Source organism: Novosphingobium sp. (genome assembly GCF_020852455.1).
In the GTDB taxonomy this organism is placed as follows: domain Bacteria; phylum Pseudomonadota; class Alphaproteobacteria; order Sphingomonadales; family Sphingomonadaceae; genus Novosphingobium.
Genome location: NZ_JADZAT010000010.1, coordinates 75763 through 90258 on the forward strand (window position 1 = coordinate 75763; position 14496 = coordinate 90258).

Below are 14496 nucleotides of genomic sequence, written 5' to 3' on the forward strand. Positions count from 1 at the left end.
GCCCGTAGGGCTGAGCTTGTCGAAGACCGAAGGGTGTCTCGAAGGACCTGCGTGCGCACGCGGTGGTTCGAGACGGGCCAGCCCCTTCGACAAGCTCAGTGGCAGTCCCTCCTCACCACGAACGGACTCTTATTTATCCTTACCTAGCGCCGCGTCGCTGGCCAGCTGGTCAGCGCGCTCGTTCTCGGGGTGGCCGGCGTGGCCCTTGACCCAATGCCATGATACCTTGTGGCGGCGCTTGGCTTCCAGCAGCGCCTGCCACAGGTCGGCATTCAATACCGGCTTCTTTTGCGAATTCTTCCAGCCGTTCTTCTGCCAGCCAAAGATCCAGCCGGTGATCCCGTCGATCACATATTTGCTGTCGGTATAGAGCTGGACTTCGCACGGGCTTTTCAGCGCCTTGAGCGCTTCAATCGCCGCGGTCAGTTCCATCCGGTTGTTGGTGGTGGCCGGGTCATGGCCCGACAGTTCCTTTTCATGCCCGCCCGAACGCAGCACCGCGCCCCAGCCGCCCGGGCCGGGATTGCCCTTGCAGGCGCCATCGGTGAAAATCTCGACCTGCTTCATGCCGCGGCGAAGATCCCGGCATTGGCCGGATCGGCATAGAATTCGAGCCGGCGCGCAAAGGCCATCGGGTCCTTGCGGGTCACCAGCGCATCGGCGGGGGTGTTGATCCAGTCATAGGCCCGACTCATCGCAAACCGCATCGCCGCCCCGCGGGCCAGCACCGGCAGCGCCGCACGCTCGGCAGCGCTCAGCGGCCGGACCGATTCATAGCCCGCCAGCAGCGCGCGCGATTGCTCCGCCAGGAATGTCTGCCCCGAACCATCAAAGCACCAGGCGGCATGGGTCACCGCGACATCATAGGCGGTCAGATCGTTGCAGGCGAAATAGAAGTCGATCATGCCCGTAACCTGCCCGCCCAGCATCAGCACGTTATCGGGAAACAGGTCGGCATGGATCACGCAGCGCGGCAGGTCCTGTGGCCAGGCGGCGGCCAGCAGCGGCAGTTCACGCTCAACCAGTCCGGCCAGCGCCGGATCGATATCGGTCAGCCCCTGGGCGGTGCAGGCATCGGCCAGCCGCCGCCATTCGGCCAGGTCCATGCTGTTGGCGCGCGATCCGGCAAAGTCCGCCGCTGCCAGGTGCATCCGCGCCAGTTCCGCCCCGACTGCGCGAGCCTGCTGGGCGGTGGGCTCGCTGACCGACACGCCCGGCAGATACTCGATCAGCGCCACGGCCTTTTCGCCGATCATCCGGTAGAGCGCGCCATCGCGGTCATGGATCGTGCGCGGCACCGGGCAGCCCCTGGCCGCCAGGTGATCGAGCAGCGACAGGAAATAGGGCAGGTCTTCCAGCTCGATCCGGAATTCATACATGGTCAGGATAAAGCGTGCGCCCGAACCATCCTGGCCGGTGGTTTCGATCAGCCAGTTCGAATTGGACACGCCTTCGGCGATCCCCTTGGCCATCACCAGTTCGCCGACATCGAAATGGGCGATCAGCTCGGCAAGCTGCTCGGCGCCCAGCTGGGTGTAAACGGCCATCTCAGTCCACCAGTTGCCGGGGCAGCTTGAACACCATCTTTTCCTCGGCGGTGACCACCTGTTCCATCGTCACGTCGCGGAATTCACCGATTCGCGTGATCACTTCCTGGATCAGCTCTTCGGGGGCAGAGGCCCCGGCGGTCAGCCCCAGCACGTCCACACCGTCAAACCAGTGGCTTTCGATTTCGGCGCCGCGCTGGACCAGCCGGGCCTGGGCGCCGCAGCGTTCGGCCACTTCGACCAGCCGCAGCGAATTCGAACTGTTGGGCGCGCCGATCACCAGCACCAGCTGGCACTGCGGCGCAATCGTCTTGACCGCAGCCTGGCGATTGGAGGTGGCGTAACAGATGTCCTCGGCCTTGGGGCCGACGATCTGCGGGAACCGGGCCCTGAGCGCGGCAACCACTTCGGCGGTATCGTCAACCGACAGCGTCGTCTGGGTCAGGAAGGCCAGCGGACTTTCGTCGTCAAAGTCCAGCCCGGCAACGTCGTCCACCGTTTCAACAAGGGTGATCGTGCCTTCGGGCACCTGCCCCATCGTTCCGACCACTTCGGGATGGCCGTGGTGGCCGATGAACAGGATGTGCCGCCCGGCCTCGATCTGGCGTTCGGCCTGGCGGTGGACCTTGCTGACCAGCGGGCAGGTCGCATCCAGCCAGTCCAGTCCGCGCGAAGTGGCCGCTGCGGGCACCGATTTGGGCACGCCATGGGCGCTGAACACCACCGGCACGCCATCGGGAACCTCGTCCAGTTCCTCGACGAACACCGCGCCCTTGGCCTTCAGGCTATCGACCACGAAGCGGTTGTGAACGATTTCGTGGCGGACATAGACCGGCGCGCCATAGCGCTGCAGTGCCAGCTCGACGATGTCGATCGCGCGATCGACCCCGGCGCAGAAACCGCGCGGGGCGGCCAGCAGCATGCGCAATGCAGGCTTTTCTGGGGTTGGAAATGGGGCGTTCATCTTGGCCCCCCTAGCGCTTTGCCCCGCGCGCCGCTAGGGCATGCACACGAAGACCACATGGGCTTAACCAAGGACGCCTCGATGACCGCTCGTTTCCGCCTGATTTCCGCCATCGCGCTGGCCGCCGCGCTTGCCGGGTGCAAGACCAAGGGCGACATCGTGGTTGATGAAGGCGTGGGCATCACCGCCGTGCGCGGGGTCTGCCCGGCGGTGGGGATTCCCAACAATACCGGGGATATCACGCAGTTCCGCACGGCTGGCGATACCACCGCAGGCAATATCGACTGGATCGCGGCGATGACCAACGTGCGCAGCCAGTGCAGCGACGCCGGTGAGAAGGTGGTGACCAACGTGACCTTCGATGTGCTGGTGCGCCGCACCGATACGCGCGGCGCGCGCCAGGTGACCGTGCCCTATTTCGTCACGGTGCTGCGCGGCGGGCGCGCAGTGATCACCAAGCGGGTTGGCCAGGCCACCGTCAATTTCGCCGACGGGCAGGACCGCGCCCAGGCCAGCGGCCAGGGCAGCGCCTCGATCGACCGCGCTGAAGCGACCCTGCCGGCCGATATCCGCGAACGGTTGACCCGCCGACGCCGGGCCGGCCAGCAGGACGCCGCTGTCGATCCGCTGACCCTGCCCGAAGTCAAGGCCGCGGTAACCCGCGCCACTTTCGACGTGCTGGTGGGTTTTCAGCTCAGCCAGGATCAGCTGGTCTACAACGCCACCCGCTGAGGGTGCGGCGATAATTGCCCCAGGGAGGGCTGCGAACGGCAGCTTTCTGCGCTTCCGGTTCCGGTTACGACAACCCTGAGCTTGTCGAAGGGGGCGCGCCGGTTCTCGAAATCCGCCATTCTCGCACCACCCTGGGCCAATTATCGCCACACCCTCGGCATCCCGGGGGCGATGGCCCTTGGGATTTCCTTATCAAAGCAAACAGGCTAACCGCGCCGCCATGACCACGATGCAGACCATCTATGCCGCCTATGCCGGGCACCTGAACACCGCGCTCGATGCGCTTGAAGCGGCGGGAACGCTGCCGGGTGGGCTGAACCGTGGCCCGATCACGGTGGAACCGCCGCGCGATCCCAGCCACGGGGATCTGGCAACCAATGCCGCGATGGTGCTGGCCAAGCCGGCGGGCATGAATCCGCGCGCGCTGGCCGAGGCGCTGGTGGCCGAACTGGTCAAGGTTCCGGGTGTGGCTTCGGCCGAGATCGCCGGGCCGGGCTTTATCAACCTGCGGCTGGATGCCGCCGCCTGGCTTACCGAATTGCGCGCGATTGCCGCGCTGGCTGGCGACTATGGCCGTTCGGCCATGGGCGGTGGCAGCACGGTCAACGTCGAATATGTCAGTGCCAACCCCACGGGGCCGATGCACATGGGGCATTGCCGCGGCGCGGTGGTGGGCGATGCGCTGGCCGCGCTGCTCGAATTCGCCGGGCACAAGGTGATCCGCGAATACTACGTCAACGATGCCGGCGGGCAGGTGGATGTGCTCGCCCGTTCGGCGCATGTCCGTTACCGCGAGGCGCTGGGCGAAGCAGTGGGCGAGATTCCCGAGGGGCTCTATCCGGGGGACTACCTGGTCCCGGTGGGCGAGGCGCTGGCAAAGGAATTCGGCGACCAGTTCGTCTCCGCGCCCGAAAGCGAATGGCTGGTGCCGTTCCGGACCCGCGCGGTTGCGGCCATGCTGGCAGAGATCAAGTCCGACCTTGCCCTGCTGGGGATCCATCACGACCTGTTCTCATCCGAGGCCGAACTGCAGGCCGCCGGCAAGCCGGACGCGGCCGAACAATGGCTGCGCGCGCATGATCTGGTCTATGACGGCCACCTTGAAGCGCCCAAGGGCAAGACGCCCGATGACTGGGAACCGGTCGAACTGCCGCTGTTCCGCTCGACCAAGTTCGGTGACGATCAGGATCGCCCGATCAAGAAGAGCGACGGCAGCTGGACCTATTTCGGCGCTGACCTCGCCTATCACTTCCAGAAAGCCGAAAGCGCCGATGCGCTGGTCGATATCTGGGGCGCGGATCATGCCGGCACGGTCAAGCGGATCAAGGCGGCGGTGGCGGCAATGACCGGGGCCGAAGGCGCGCCCAAGCCGTTCGAGGTCAAGCTGGTTCAGATGGTCCAGCTGCTCAAGGGCGGCCAGCCGTTCAAGATGTCAAAGCGCGCCGGCAACTTCGTGACGCTGGCCGATGTGGTCGAAATGGTCGGCAAGGACGTGGTCCGCTTCACCATGCTGACCCGCAAACCCGAAGCGCAGATGGACTTCGATTTCGACAAGGTGGTCGAGGCATCGAAGGACAATCCGGTGTTCTATGTGCAATACGCCCACGCCCGGATCCGCTCGACCCTGCGCAAGGCGGAGGCGGAGGGCTTTGCACCCTCAGCCGATGCGCTGGAGCTGCTGGGCGCCGAAGAGCTTGAGCTGATCAAGCTGGGCGCACAGTTCCCGCGGCTGGTTGAAGGCGCAGCCCAGGCGCGCGAGCCGCACCGGGTGGCATTCTTCCTCCACGATCTGGCCGCCGCCTTCCACGCTTACTGGAACCTTGGCAACGACAAGCCGGAAAAGCGCTTCATCGTGGCACAAGATGGTAAGCTAACGGCTTCAAGGCTTTATCTTGCGTCCCAAATCGGGCAACTTGTCCGCAATGGCCTCGCCCTCCTGGGCGTGGAGGCAGTAGAGGAAATGTAGTCATGGCGGGCATCGACGGGGATCGCGAGGAAAGCTGGGAAGACCACGACGGCGAGCCGTTGGAGACCGAACAGCTGGCGCTGGAAGACGCGGACGAACGCCTGCCCTGGCTCGAAAGCTCCGACGACGAGGACTACGCCGACTACGAAGGCACCGACTGGGGCCAGACCGCGCGGCTGGGCGTGCTGGCCGTGCTGGCGCTAGGCGCGATCGTTGGCGGGATCTACTGGGCCACGCACCGCAATCCCGATCCGGCGCTGGTGGCCGACGGCAGCCTGGTCGCGGCCGATGACAAGCCCTACAAGGAAGCGCCCAAGGATCCGGGCGGCAAGACCTTCGACGGCACCGGTGACACCAGCTTTGCCGTATCCGAGGGCCAGACCCGGCCCGCGCAGATGGCCGGCAGCAGCGCTGCCCCGGCCGCGCCTGCCCCTGCAGCTGCTCCGGCCGGTGGCGCTGCGACCGCCCCTTCGGGCGGGGTTGGGGTCCAGGTCGGCGCCTTCTCATCGAAGGAAAAGGCCGAGGCGTTCTGGACCCAGCTGGGCACCAAGGCCGGCGGGGCGCTGTCGGGCGTTTCGCACCGCGTGGTTCAGGGCACGGCCGAGGCCGGGACGGTCTATCGCCTGCAGGCGGTGGCACCCGATACCGGCGCGGCCAATACGCTGTGCGGCAAGCTGAAGGCCGCAGGCATTTCCTGCCAGGTGAAATAGCGCGATAATCCACACGATCCGGCGCGCGGCAGCTTGCCGAATCCCTCTCCTGCTGCGACTTTCGCCCGGTTATGACGCCCGCCATCTTCGGCCTTTCCGGATTGACCCTCAGCGCCGATGAGCGCGCGTTTTTCCGTGAGGCCGATCCGGCGGGTTACATCCTGTTCGGACGCAATGTCGAAAGCCGTGACCAGATCCGCGCGCTGACCGATGATCTGCGTGCGATTCACGGGCGTGAGCGGTTGCTGATCACGATCGATCAGGAAGGCGGGCGGGTCCAGCGGATGAAGCCGCCGGTCTGGCCGGCCTATCCGGCAGGCGAAGCGTTTGAACGGCTTTATGACCTCGCCCCGACCAGCGCGATCGAGGCGGCGCGCGCCAATGCCCATGCGCTGGCGCTGGATCTGGCCGAAGTGGGGATCAGCTGCACCCATGCCCCGGTGCTCGATGTTCGCCAGGCGGGCGCGCACGATGTCATCGGCGACCGCGCCTTTGGTCACGAGCCGCTGCGGGTGGCGGCACTGGGCCGCGCGGTGCTGGAAGGGCTGGCCCGGGCCGGGGTGGTCGGCACGATCAAGCACATGCCCGGCCACGGCCGCACGCACTGCGATACGCACAAGGCGATGCCGACGGTCGATGCCAGCGATGCCGAGCTGGAATGGGATATTGCGCCGTTCCGGGCGCTGAACCACGCGGTGACCGGCATGACCGGGCACCTGCTGTTCACCGCCTGGGACACCGAGAACCCGGCCACGCAATCCCCCTGGATTATCCGCGAAATTATCCGCGGGCGGATCGGCTTCGACGGGCTGCTGATCACCGACGACCTAGATATGGAGGCGCTCAGCGGTTCGGTGCCCGAACGCGCCGAACGCTCGATCGCGGCGGGCTGTGACATTGCGCTCAATTGCTGGGCCAGGATGGACGACATGACCGGGATCTGCGAACGGCTGCCCGCCATGGGCGAGGCAACCCGCGTCCGGCTTGACCGCGCGCTGGCGGAAATGACCATGCACGGCGATGTCGCGCAGCAGGGCGAACTGCTGGCCAAGCGCGATGCCCTGCTGGGGCTGGTGACAGCATGACTGAAGACGGCCTGATCGACAGCCCGGCAGTGACCTTTGCCGAGGATGATTGGCAAGGCGTTGCCAGCGCGGCCAGCGAGGATGCCGCGCTGTACCTTGAGCTTGATGGCTGGGAAGGGCCGCTTGACCTGCTGCTCGATCTGGCCCGGCGGCAGAAAGTCGATCTGCGGCGGATCTCGATCCTTGAACTGGTCGACCAGTACCTGACCTATATCGAACAGGCCGAAGCGCTGCGGCTGGAACTGGCGGCCGATTATCTGGTGATGGCGGCCTGGCTGGCCTATCTGAAGTCCGCGCTGCTGCTGCCGCGTGACGAACAGGCCGATCCCAGCCCCGAAGAACTGGCGCTGCGGCTGCAATTGCGGCTGCAGCGGCTGGCGGCGATGCGCGATGCCGCAGCGCGGCTGATGGGGCGTGACCGGCTGGGCCGCGATACCTTCATGCGCGGTGCGCCCGAAGGGCTGCGGGTCGATCGCAAGAGCCTGTGGCAGTGTGACTGGTTCGCGCTGGTCCAGGCCTATGGTCAGGTCAAGGCGCGCACCGCGCCGGTGGTGCACATGGTGCGTGACCGGATGGTGATGACGCTGGATTCGGCGCTTAGCCGGGTTTCATCGATGCTTGGGGTCAACCTGGACTGGATGGAGCTGCGCGAATTCCTGCCGCCGCACGCCGATCCCAAATTGCGCAAGTCGGCGCTCGCCTCCAGCTTTGTCGCCGCGCTTGAACTGGCGCGGCTGGGCAAGGCCGAAATCAGCCAGGATCATACCTTCGGGCCGCTTCGCCTGCGGGGGATCCGGGCATGAGCGAACAGCACGCCGTCCGCCCCGATGATCTGGTCCGCGCGGTCGAGGCAACGCTGTTCGCGGCGACCGAACCGATGAGCGCGGAGGCGATTTCGGTTCATTTGGGCGGCGCTGACGTGAAGGCCGCGCTGGCGGAACTCGAGCAGGCCTATCGCGAACGCGGGGTACAACTGGTCGAGCGCGGCAAGCGCTGGCATTTCCAGACCGCGCCGGACCTTGCCCACCTGCTGCGGCGCGAGCGTGAGGAGGTGCGCCGCCTGTCGCGCGCGGCCACCGAAGTGCTGGCGATCGTCGCCTATCACGAGCCGGTCAGCCGTGCAGAGATCGAAGCGATCCGCGGGGTGCAGACCGCCAAGGGCACGCTCGATGTGCTGATGGAAGCCGGCTGGGTGCGGATCGTTGGCCGCCGCGAAGTTCCGGGGCGCCCGGTAATCTATGCCACTACGCCCGATTTCCTGACCCATTTCGGGCTCGAAAGCCGCCGCGACCTGCCTGGCATTGATGAATTGCGCGCTGCCGGGCTGCTCGATCCGGTGGAGGATGCGCTGGCCGAGGCGATGGCGACCGTGGGCGGCGATCAGGACGATGAATCCGACGCCGGACTGGCAAGTGAGGAAGAAAGCGCCTAGATAGCGTGCTGAGGGGCTAACGGGTTTCGCGCCCCAGATGGAGTTTGGAACAATGGGTGGTTTTTCGCTCTGGCACTGGATCGTGGTGCTGATCATCGTGCTGGTGCTGTTTGGCCGCGGTCGCGTCTCTGAAATCATGGGTGACTTTGGCAAAGGCATCAAGAGCTTCAAGGAAGGCATGGGCGATGAAAACAAGAGCCAGCCGCCCGCCAGCCAGATTCCCCCGCCGCCGCCTGCCGGGCAGGCCACGCTGAACGGCGATACCACGATCGACGCCAGCAAGAACAACCAGCAATAGCCGCCGCGCGCGGCTGGGCTAGGCGACGCCATGTTGGATATCGGCTGGGATGAAATGCTGTTCACTGCGGTCATTGCGATCGTGGTGATCGGGCCCAAGGACTTGCCGCGCGCGATGCGCACGGTGGGCCGCTGGGTGGCCAAGGTGCGCCGTGTTTCCGGCCATTTCCGTTCCGGTATCGAAACCATGATCCGCGAGGCTGAGCTTGAGGACATGGAAAAGCAGTGGAAGGCGCAGAACGACGCGATCATGGCCGCGCACCCGCCTGCGAGCGGCGATGACAGCGCGCTGGTGGGGCCAGACCCCGGCACCTATGCCGAGCCGTTGCCCAGCGATGTTCAAGACGTTGCCCAGCCGACCGAGCCGACCGAGCCGGCCGAGCCCGCGAAACCGGCCAAGGCTGCTAGGACGACCAAGCCGCGCAAGCCGGCAAAGGCCCGGAAATCGACCAAGCGGACGCCCGATGGCGTAGAGGCCGGGTAATGGTCTTCCAGGTCAGCGACATCGATGAAAGCCAGGCTCCGCTGCTCGATCACCTGATCGAACTGCGCACCCGGCTGATGCGATCGATCCTGGCACTGGGGGTGGCCTTTGCCATCTGCCTGTACTTCGCCAGCGACATCTTCGGCTTTCTGATCCGTCCGCTGACCGAGGCGTTTCCGCCTGGTCAGGGCAAGCTGGTTTACACCAAACTGTACGAAGCGTTTTTCGTTGAGCTGAAGGTCGCGCTGTTCGGCGGCTTCATGCTGGCCTTCCCGGTGATTGCCAACCAGTTGTGGGCCTTTGTTGCGCCCGGACTCTACGCCAAGGAAAAGAAGGCGTTCCTGCCGTTCCTGTTCATGACCCCGGTGCTGTTCTTTGCCGGGGCGGCGCTGGCCTATCTGGTGGTGATGCCCACCGCGTTCAAATGGATGCTGGGCTTTCAGGGTGTAAAGGGCGGCCTGAACGTCGAAGCGCTGCCGGCTGCGGGGGATTACCTGGGGCTGGTGATGCAGTTCATCCTGGCCTTCGGGATCAGCTTCCTGTTGCCGGTGCTGCTGCTGCTGCTCAACCGCGCCGGGATCGTCAGCCGCAAGCAACTGATCGGACTGCGCCGGTACATGATCGTGCTGATGGCGGTGATCGCCGCGATCATCACCCCGCCCGATATCGTCAGCCAGATCCTGCTGCTGGTGCCGCTGGTGTTGCTGTTCGAAGGCGCGTTGCTGGTGATGTGGCTGGGCGAACGCCGGGAAAGCAAGGCGGCGGGCACCGATCTGGCGCCGCCGCCTGCCTGATCAGTTGCCCGGCTTCTTCGCGGTCTTGGCATCCCAGACCAGCCGGCCACCCACATAGACCTGCAGCACCTTGGTATCGGCCAGCTCGCGCGCGGTGGCCAGCATCGGATCGCGATCGACGAACAGGAAGTCGGCGCGCTCGCCCACCACCAGCCGGCCAAAGCGGCCTTCGGCAAAGCCCGCATAGGCGCCGTTGACGGTATAGCCGGCCAGTGCCTCTTCACGGGTGACCTTTTCCTGCGGCTGCCAGCCGCCGGCCGGTTCGCCATCGGTGCCCTGGCGGCTGATCGCGGCGGCCATGCCGACAAAGGGATCGGCCAGCTCAACCGGGGCATCAGACCCGAAGGCCAGCTTCGATCCGGTTGTCTGGATCGTCTTCCAGGCATAGGCGCCTTTGAGCCGGTCCGGACCCAGCCGCTTTTCGGCCATCAGCCGGTCGCTGGTCTGGTGGACGGGCTGCATCGAGGCGATGATCCCGTGCTTGCCGAACTGCGGGATATCGGCCGGATCGACGATCTGGGCATGCTCGATCCGCCAGCGCCGATCGCCGGTATAGGTCCCCGAAAGCTCGTCGATCGCGGAAAGCAGGCTGGCGTCGGCCTCATCGCCGATCGCGTGGACCGCGATCTGGAAGTGATCCATCGCTGCGCGGCTCATCATGTTCTTCAGCGCGGTATTTTCGGTGATCCGCAGCCCCTTGGTGCCCGGTGCATCGCTGTAGGGCGCCTTGAGGCTGGCCCCGCGCGATCCCAGTGCGCCATCGGCGTAAAGCTTGACCCCGTTAAGCCGCAGCCGGTCCTGGTAAAGCCAGGGCGAGGGGCCGGGCCCGCCGATCAGCACCATGTTATCGACCCCGGCGGCGTAGCTCATCACCCGCATCCGCAGGGTGCCATTGTCACCCGCGCGGCGGAAGGCCTGCCAGTCCTCGATCGTGGTGCCCATGTCGGCGGCGGCCGTCACGCCTCGGCTGAAAAAGATGTCTTGCGCCAGCGCAAACGCGAAATCGCGGTCTTCGGGGCGCGGGGCGGGGATCACCTTGTCAACCAGGTCCTGCGCGTTGTCGATCAGCACGCCGGCCGGCTTGCCGCCGGGCTGCACACGTTCGATCTGACCGCCGGCTGGGTCCTTGGTCGCCGCGGTAACCCCGGCCAGGGCCAGCGCTTTCGAATTGGCCCAGCCGGCATGGCCATCGACCCGCTGCAGCCAGACCGGGCGATCGCCCACCACCGCGTCAAGGTCGGCCGCAGTCGGGAACCGCTTGTCGGGCCACAGCTCCTGATTCCAGCCGCGACCCAGGATCCACGGGCGATCGGGGTGGGCCTTGGCATAGGCGTCGATCCGGGCCAGCGCTTCGGGCAGCGACTTGGTTTCCGACAGATCCAGCGTCATCGCCCCGATCCCCACGCCCATCACATGCGCGTGGCTGTCAATCAGGCCGGGCATCAGGAACTGGCCCTTGCCGTCGATCGCATAGTCGGTGCGGGGTCGCTTGTCGCCGCGGTGCAGCACCTGCTTGATCCGGCCATCGTTGTCGATCACCAGCCCGGTGAAATGGTCCACCGCGTTGTTGGCGTCGAGCGTCATGCCATCGACATTATCCAGCAGGGTGTCGGCCATGGCCGGACTGGCCAGGGCGATCAGCGCGGCACCCGCCGCCAGCATGGTACGCAGCATCATTTCCCCTTCCTGGGCAAGCGGCGGACCAGCGCAGAGGTATCCTGCCGCCCGCCGCCCATAGCCTGAACCTCGGCATAGAACTGGTCGATCAGCGCCGCGACCGGCAAGGAAACGCCCAGCGAACGTCCCTCGTCCATCGCCAGGCCCATGTCCTTGCGCATCCAGTCGATCGCGAAGCCGAAGTCGAAGCTGTCTTCGCACATCGTCTTCCAGCGGTTGTCCATCTGCCACGATTGCGACGCGCCGCCCGAGATCGCCTGATAGACCTTATCGAGATCAAGATGCGCCGCCTCGGCAAAGCGCAGCGCTTCGCTCAAGGTTGCGAGGATTCCGGAAAAGGCGATCTGGTTGACCATCTTGGTGGTCTGTCCGGCGCCGGCCTTGCCGACATGGACGATCCGCTTGGTATAGGCTTCCATCACCGGGCGCGCCGCCTCGATCGCATCGTCGCGGCCGCCGCACATCACGGTCAGGGTGCCGTTCTCGGCCCCGGCCTGCCCGCCGGTGACCGGCGCATCGACGCAGTGGACCATCAGGTCGCGCGCCTCGACCTGGATCTGCCGGGCAATCCGCGCTGAAACGGTGGTATGGTCGATGAACACCGCGCCCTTGCCGATCGCCGAAAACACCCCGGTCGGTCCCAGCACCACATCGGCCAGGTCATCGTCATTGCCAACGCAGGTCAGCACCACATCGGCGCCCTCGGCCGCTTCGGCCGGGCTTTTGGCAACGCGCGCGGCCAGGCCGGGGTTGGCTTCCTGCCACCTGGCGGCGCGTGCCGGGGTGCGGTTGAAGATCGTGAGCTTGTGCCCGGCCTGGCCGATATGCCGCGCAATCGCGCCGCCCATCACGCCCAGGCCCAGGAACGATACGTTGAGGGGCGTGGTCATATCCCTGCTGTTTAGCCGCTTTCGCATCGTTCGCCAGATGCATTATTGCGGCATAGCAAAACCATTTTGTGCTGGGCCCTCCTGCCACTATCGCAGCGCAATGCCATCGTTCATCCTCCGCCTGCTTTCGCCGCGCCTGCTGCGTCCGCTGTTCTGGCTGCTCGCCACCTTTGCGCTGACCATGGCGCTGCTGCCCAAGCCGCCGCAGCTGCCGATCGACCGGTTCGGCGACAAGTTTCAGCACATGCTGGCCTTTGCCGTGCTGGCGCTGGTCGCACGCCTGGCCTGGCGGACGTCGAAGATCTGGGCGATCGCGCTGCGACTGTCGCTGTTCGGCGCCGCGATCGAAGTGGCGCAGGCGATCCCCATGTTGCACCGCGACAGCGACTGGCGCGACTGGCTCGCCGATAGCATTGCTGTTGCGCTGGCTCTGCTGATTGCGCAATTTTTGCTACGTTTTCTGCCGTCAGACGAAACAACTTAGCATTTGCGGCCTCCCGTGCTTTGCCCTAGGGCGGCGGCGTCATGAATATCCAGACCGACTCCGCCAATTCGCTACTGACCATCGACGATGTGCACGCGGCCGCCGCGCGCATTGAAGGCGCAGTGGTCAGAACTGCCATGGACTATTCGCGGACCCTGTCTGAGATTACCGGCGCGGAAATCTGGCTGAAGTTCGAAAACCTTCAGTTCACCGCCGCCTACAAGGAACGCGGCGCGCTTAACGCCATGCTGCTGCTGGGCGGTGACAAGGCCAACCGCGGCGTGATCGCGGCGTCGGCCGGCAACCATGCGCAGGGCCTGTCGTACCACGGCGGGCGGCTGGGCGTGCCGGTGACGATCGTCATGCCGCGCACCACGCCCACGGTGAAAGTCCAGCAGACCGAAGTGCTGGGCGGCAAGGTGGTGCTGCATGGTGAGACCTTTGACGAGGCATATGCCCATGCGCGCGGGCTGGAAGAAGAACTGGGGCTGACTTTCGTCCACCCCTTCGACGATCCGCACGTGGCCGCCGGGCAGGGCACTGTCGCGCTCGAAATGCTGGCGCAGGTGCCCGATCTCGACATGCTGGTAATCCCGGTGGGCGGGGGCGGGCTGGCTACCGGGATGAGCGTGGCCGCGCGCGCGATCAAGCCCGATATCGCGCTGATCGGGGTCGAGGCGGAACTGTTCCCCTCGATGTACAACAAGCTGCGCCATAACGAGCTGCCCTGCGGCGGGGATACCCTGGCCGAAGGGATCGCGGTGAAGGAACCGGGCGAATTCACCTCGGCCATGCTGCGCAAGCTGCTCGACGATGTGGTGCTGGTGAACGAAAGCGCGCTGGAACGCGCGGTTTCGCTGCTGCTGCAGATCGAAAAGACCGTGGCCGAAGGCGCGGGTGCGGCAGGTCTGGCGGCGGTGCTGGCCCATCCGGCGCGGTTCAAGGGCCGCAAGATCGGGATCCCGATCACTGGCGGCAATATCGATACCCGCCTTCTGGCCAATGTGCTGCTGCGCGATCTTGCCCGCTCGGGCCGCCTCGCGCGGCTGCGGCTGACCCTGCAGGACCGCCCCGGCGCGCTGTTCAAGGTGATGCGCGAATTCGACAATCACAATGTCAACATCATCGAGATCTACCACCAAAGGATCTTCACCCACCTGCCGGCCAAGGGCCTGATCACCGACATCGAATGCGAAGCGCGCGACCGCGAACAGCTGGATGCGCTGGTCGAAAGCCTGGGTGAAAAGGGCTATTCGGTGGAACTGGTCGAACTGGGCTAGCCGCCCACGACCTGTTCTGGGGGGCGAACCCCAGCGCGGGGCAGGTCACCGGGCTGTGCATAATAACCATCTGTTTACCACGTTTCGTGGTTAAAGTTCTTTCAACGCGCTGCCCTTGTCGGCATAACGCCCTGGTAACCCCAGATTAGGGATA

Annotated in this window: 16 protein-coding genes; 11 read left to right on the forward strand and 5 right to left on the reverse strand. The window is 65.6% G+C overall.

Going from position 1 to position 14496, the window contains the following annotated elements; all coding sequences use genetic code 11:
• Positions 1–129: 129 nt before the first annotated feature.
• Genes rnhA through ispH form a run of 3 tightly spaced genes read right to left on the reverse strand, consistent with a single transcriptional unit; the run spans position 130 to position 2511 of the window.
• Positions 130–567 carry a ribonuclease HI gene (gene rnhA / locus IT549_RS04395; protein WP_292970225.1) on the reverse strand — a complete coding sequence of 146 codons (438 nt, stop codon included), beginning with the start codon at positions 565–567 and terminating at the stop codon, positions 130–132.
• Positions 564–1547, reverse strand: a complete 984-nt coding sequence (gene thrB, locus IT549_RS04400; RefSeq protein ID WP_292970226.1) for a homoserine kinase — start codon at positions 1545–1547, stop codon at positions 564–566. The genes rnhA and thrB overlap by 4 nt, the downstream gene beginning before the upstream one ends.
• A 1-nt stretch (position 1548) precedes the next feature.
• Positions 1549–2511, reverse strand: a complete 963-nt coding sequence (gene ispH, locus IT549_RS04405) for a 4-hydroxy-3-methylbut-2-enyl diphosphate reductase (protein WP_292970227.1) — start codon at positions 2509–2511, stop codon at positions 1549–1551.
• Positions 2512–2592: 81 nt separating this feature from the next.
• Between ispH and IT549_RS04410 the strand changes: the two genes are divergently transcribed.
• The 9 genes from IT549_RS04410 to tatC all read left to right on the forward strand — a co-directional run bounded on the left by IT549_RS04410 (position 2593) and on the right by tatC (position 10011).
• Positions 2593–3243, forward strand: a complete 651-nt coding sequence (locus IT549_RS04410; protein WP_292970228.1) for a hypothetical protein — start codon at positions 2593–2595, stop codon at positions 3241–3243.
• A 220-nt stretch (positions 3244–3463) separates the two neighbouring features.
• Positions 3464–5209: an arginine--tRNA ligase gene (gene argS, locus IT549_RS04415; RefSeq protein ID WP_292970229.1), complete on the forward strand. Its 1746-nt coding sequence runs from the start codon at positions 3464–3466 to the stop codon at positions 5207–5209.
• A 2-nt stretch (positions 5210–5211) separates the two neighbouring features.
• A complete protein-coding gene (locus IT549_RS04420; protein ID WP_292970230.1) occupies positions 5212–5919 on the forward strand; it encodes an SPOR domain-containing protein in 708 nt (235 codons plus the stop codon).
• A 71-nt stretch (positions 5920–5990) separates the two neighbouring features.
• Positions 5991–7004 (forward strand): beta-N-acetylhexosaminidase, encoded by a 1014-nt coding sequence (gene nagZ, locus IT549_RS04425; protein WP_292970231.1) that lies wholly within the window; start codon positions 5991–5993, stop codon positions 7002–7004.
• Positions 7001–7807, forward strand: a complete 807-nt coding sequence (locus IT549_RS04430; protein WP_292970232.1) for a ScpA family protein — start codon at positions 7001–7003, stop codon at positions 7805–7807. The genes nagZ and IT549_RS04430 overlap by 4 nt, the downstream gene beginning before the upstream one ends.
• A complete protein-coding gene (gene scpB / locus IT549_RS04435; RefSeq protein WP_292970233.1) occupies positions 7804–8436 on the forward strand; it encodes an SMC-Scp complex subunit ScpB in 633 nt (210 codons plus the stop codon). The genes IT549_RS04430 and scpB overlap by 4 nt, the downstream gene beginning before the upstream one ends.
• A 52-nt stretch (positions 8437–8488) precedes the next feature.
• Complete coding sequence (locus IT549_RS04440; protein WP_292970234.1) at positions 8489–8734, forward strand: twin-arginine translocase TatA/TatE family subunit; 246 nt, start codon at positions 8489–8491, stop codon at positions 8732–8734.
• A gap of 30 nt (positions 8735–8764) precedes the next feature.
• Positions 8765–9217 carry a Sec-independent protein translocase protein TatB gene (tatB, locus tag IT549_RS16165; protein ID WP_365776173.1) on the forward strand — a complete coding sequence of 151 codons (453 nt, stop codon included), beginning with the start codon at positions 8765–8767 and terminating at the stop codon, positions 9215–9217.
• Positions 9217–10011 (forward strand): twin-arginine translocase subunit TatC, encoded by a 795-nt coding sequence (tatC, locus tag IT549_RS04450; protein ID WP_292970235.1) that lies wholly within the window; start codon positions 9217–9219, stop codon positions 10009–10011. The genes tatB and tatC overlap by 1 nt, the downstream gene beginning before the upstream one ends.
• On the opposite strand, the gene IT549_RS04455 is transcribed toward tatC, so the two are convergent.
• Together IT549_RS04455 and IT549_RS04460 are read right to left on the reverse strand one after the other, a co-directional pair.
• Positions 10012–11685, reverse strand: a complete 1674-nt coding sequence (locus IT549_RS04455; RefSeq protein ID WP_292971098.1) for an amidohydrolase family protein — start codon at positions 11683–11685, stop codon at positions 10012–10014. It lies immediately after the preceding gene.
• Positions 11685–12578 carry an NAD(P)-dependent oxidoreductase gene (locus IT549_RS04460; RefSeq protein WP_292970236.1) on the reverse strand — a complete coding sequence of 298 codons (894 nt, stop codon included), beginning with the start codon at positions 12576–12578 and terminating at the stop codon, positions 11685–11687. Before IT549_RS04460 ends, IT549_RS04455 begins: the two co-directional genes overlap by 1 nt.
• Before the next feature lie 100 nt (positions 12579–12678).
• On the opposite strand from IT549_RS04460, the gene IT549_RS04465 reads away from it, so the two are divergent.
• Positions 12679–13062, forward strand: coding sequence for a VanZ family protein (locus IT549_RS04465; RefSeq protein ID WP_292970237.1), 384 nt, complete (start codon positions 12679–12681; stop codon positions 13060–13062).
• 41 nt (positions 13063–13103) lie between these two features.
• A complete protein-coding gene (locus tag IT549_RS04470) occupies positions 13104–14342 on the forward strand; it encodes a threonine ammonia-lyase (protein WP_292970238.1) in 1239 nt (412 codons plus the stop codon).
• The last annotated feature ends 154 nt before the right edge of the window (positions 14343–14496 follow it).

Bases quoted from the DNA above. Each gene is read 5' to 3' on its own strand.
- IT549_RS04410 (WP_292970228.1), top strand. From the start codon at position 2,593: ATGACCGCTCGTTTCCGCCTGATTTCCGCCATCGCGCTGGCCGCCGCG.
- IT549_RS04460 (WP_292970236.1), bottom strand. From the start codon at position 12,578: ATGACCACGCCCCTCAACGTATCGTTCCTGGGCCTGGGCGTGATGGGC.
- tatC (WP_292970235.1), top strand. From the start codon at position 9,217: ATGGTCTTCCAGGTCAGCGACATCGATGAAAGCCAGGCTCCGCTGCTC.
- IT549_RS04470 (WP_292970238.1), top strand. From the start codon at position 13,104: ATGAATATCCAGACCGACTCCGCCAATTCGCTACTGACCATCGACGAT.
- rnhA (WP_292970225.1), bottom strand. From the start codon at position 567: ATGAAGCAGGTCGAGATTTTCACCGATGGCGCCTGCAAGGGCAATCCC.
- thrB (WP_292970226.1), bottom strand. From the start codon at position 1,547: ATGGCCGTTTACACCCAGCTGGGCGCCGAGCAGCTTGCCGAGCTGATC.
- IT549_RS04465 (WP_292970237.1), top strand. From the start codon at position 12,679: ATGCCATCGTTCATCCTCCGCCTGCTTTCGCCGCGCCTGCTGCGTCCG.
- scpB (WP_292970233.1), top strand. From the start codon at position 7,804: ATGAGCGAACAGCACGCCGTCCGCCCCGATGATCTGGTCCGCGCGGTC.
- argS (WP_292970229.1), top strand. From the start codon at position 3,464: ATGACCACGATGCAGACCATCTATGCCGCCTATGCCGGGCACCTGAAC.
- IT549_RS04430 (WP_292970232.1), top strand. From the start codon at position 7,001: ATGACTGAAGACGGCCTGATCGACAGCCCGGCAGTGACCTTTGCCGAG.
- nagZ (WP_292970231.1), top strand. From the start codon at position 5,991: ATGACGCCCGCCATCTTCGGCCTTTCCGGATTGACCCTCAGCGCCGAT.
- IT549_RS04420 (WP_292970230.1), top strand. From the start codon at position 5,212: ATGGCGGGCATCGACGGGGATCGCGAGGAAAGCTGGGAAGACCACGAC.
- tatB (WP_365776173.1), top strand. From the start codon at position 8,765: ATGTTGGATATCGGCTGGGATGAAATGCTGTTCACTGCGGTCATTGCG.
- ispH (WP_292970227.1), bottom strand. From the start codon at position 2,511: ATGAACGCCCCATTTCCAACCCCAGAAAAGCCTGCATTGCGCATGCTG.
- IT549_RS04455 (WP_292971098.1), bottom strand. From the start codon at position 11,685: ATGCTGCGTACCATGCTGGCGGCGGGTGCCGCGCTGATCGCCCTGGCC.
- IT549_RS04440 (WP_292970234.1), top strand. From the start codon at position 8,489: ATGGGTGGTTTTTCGCTCTGGCACTGGATCGTGGTGCTGATCATCGTG.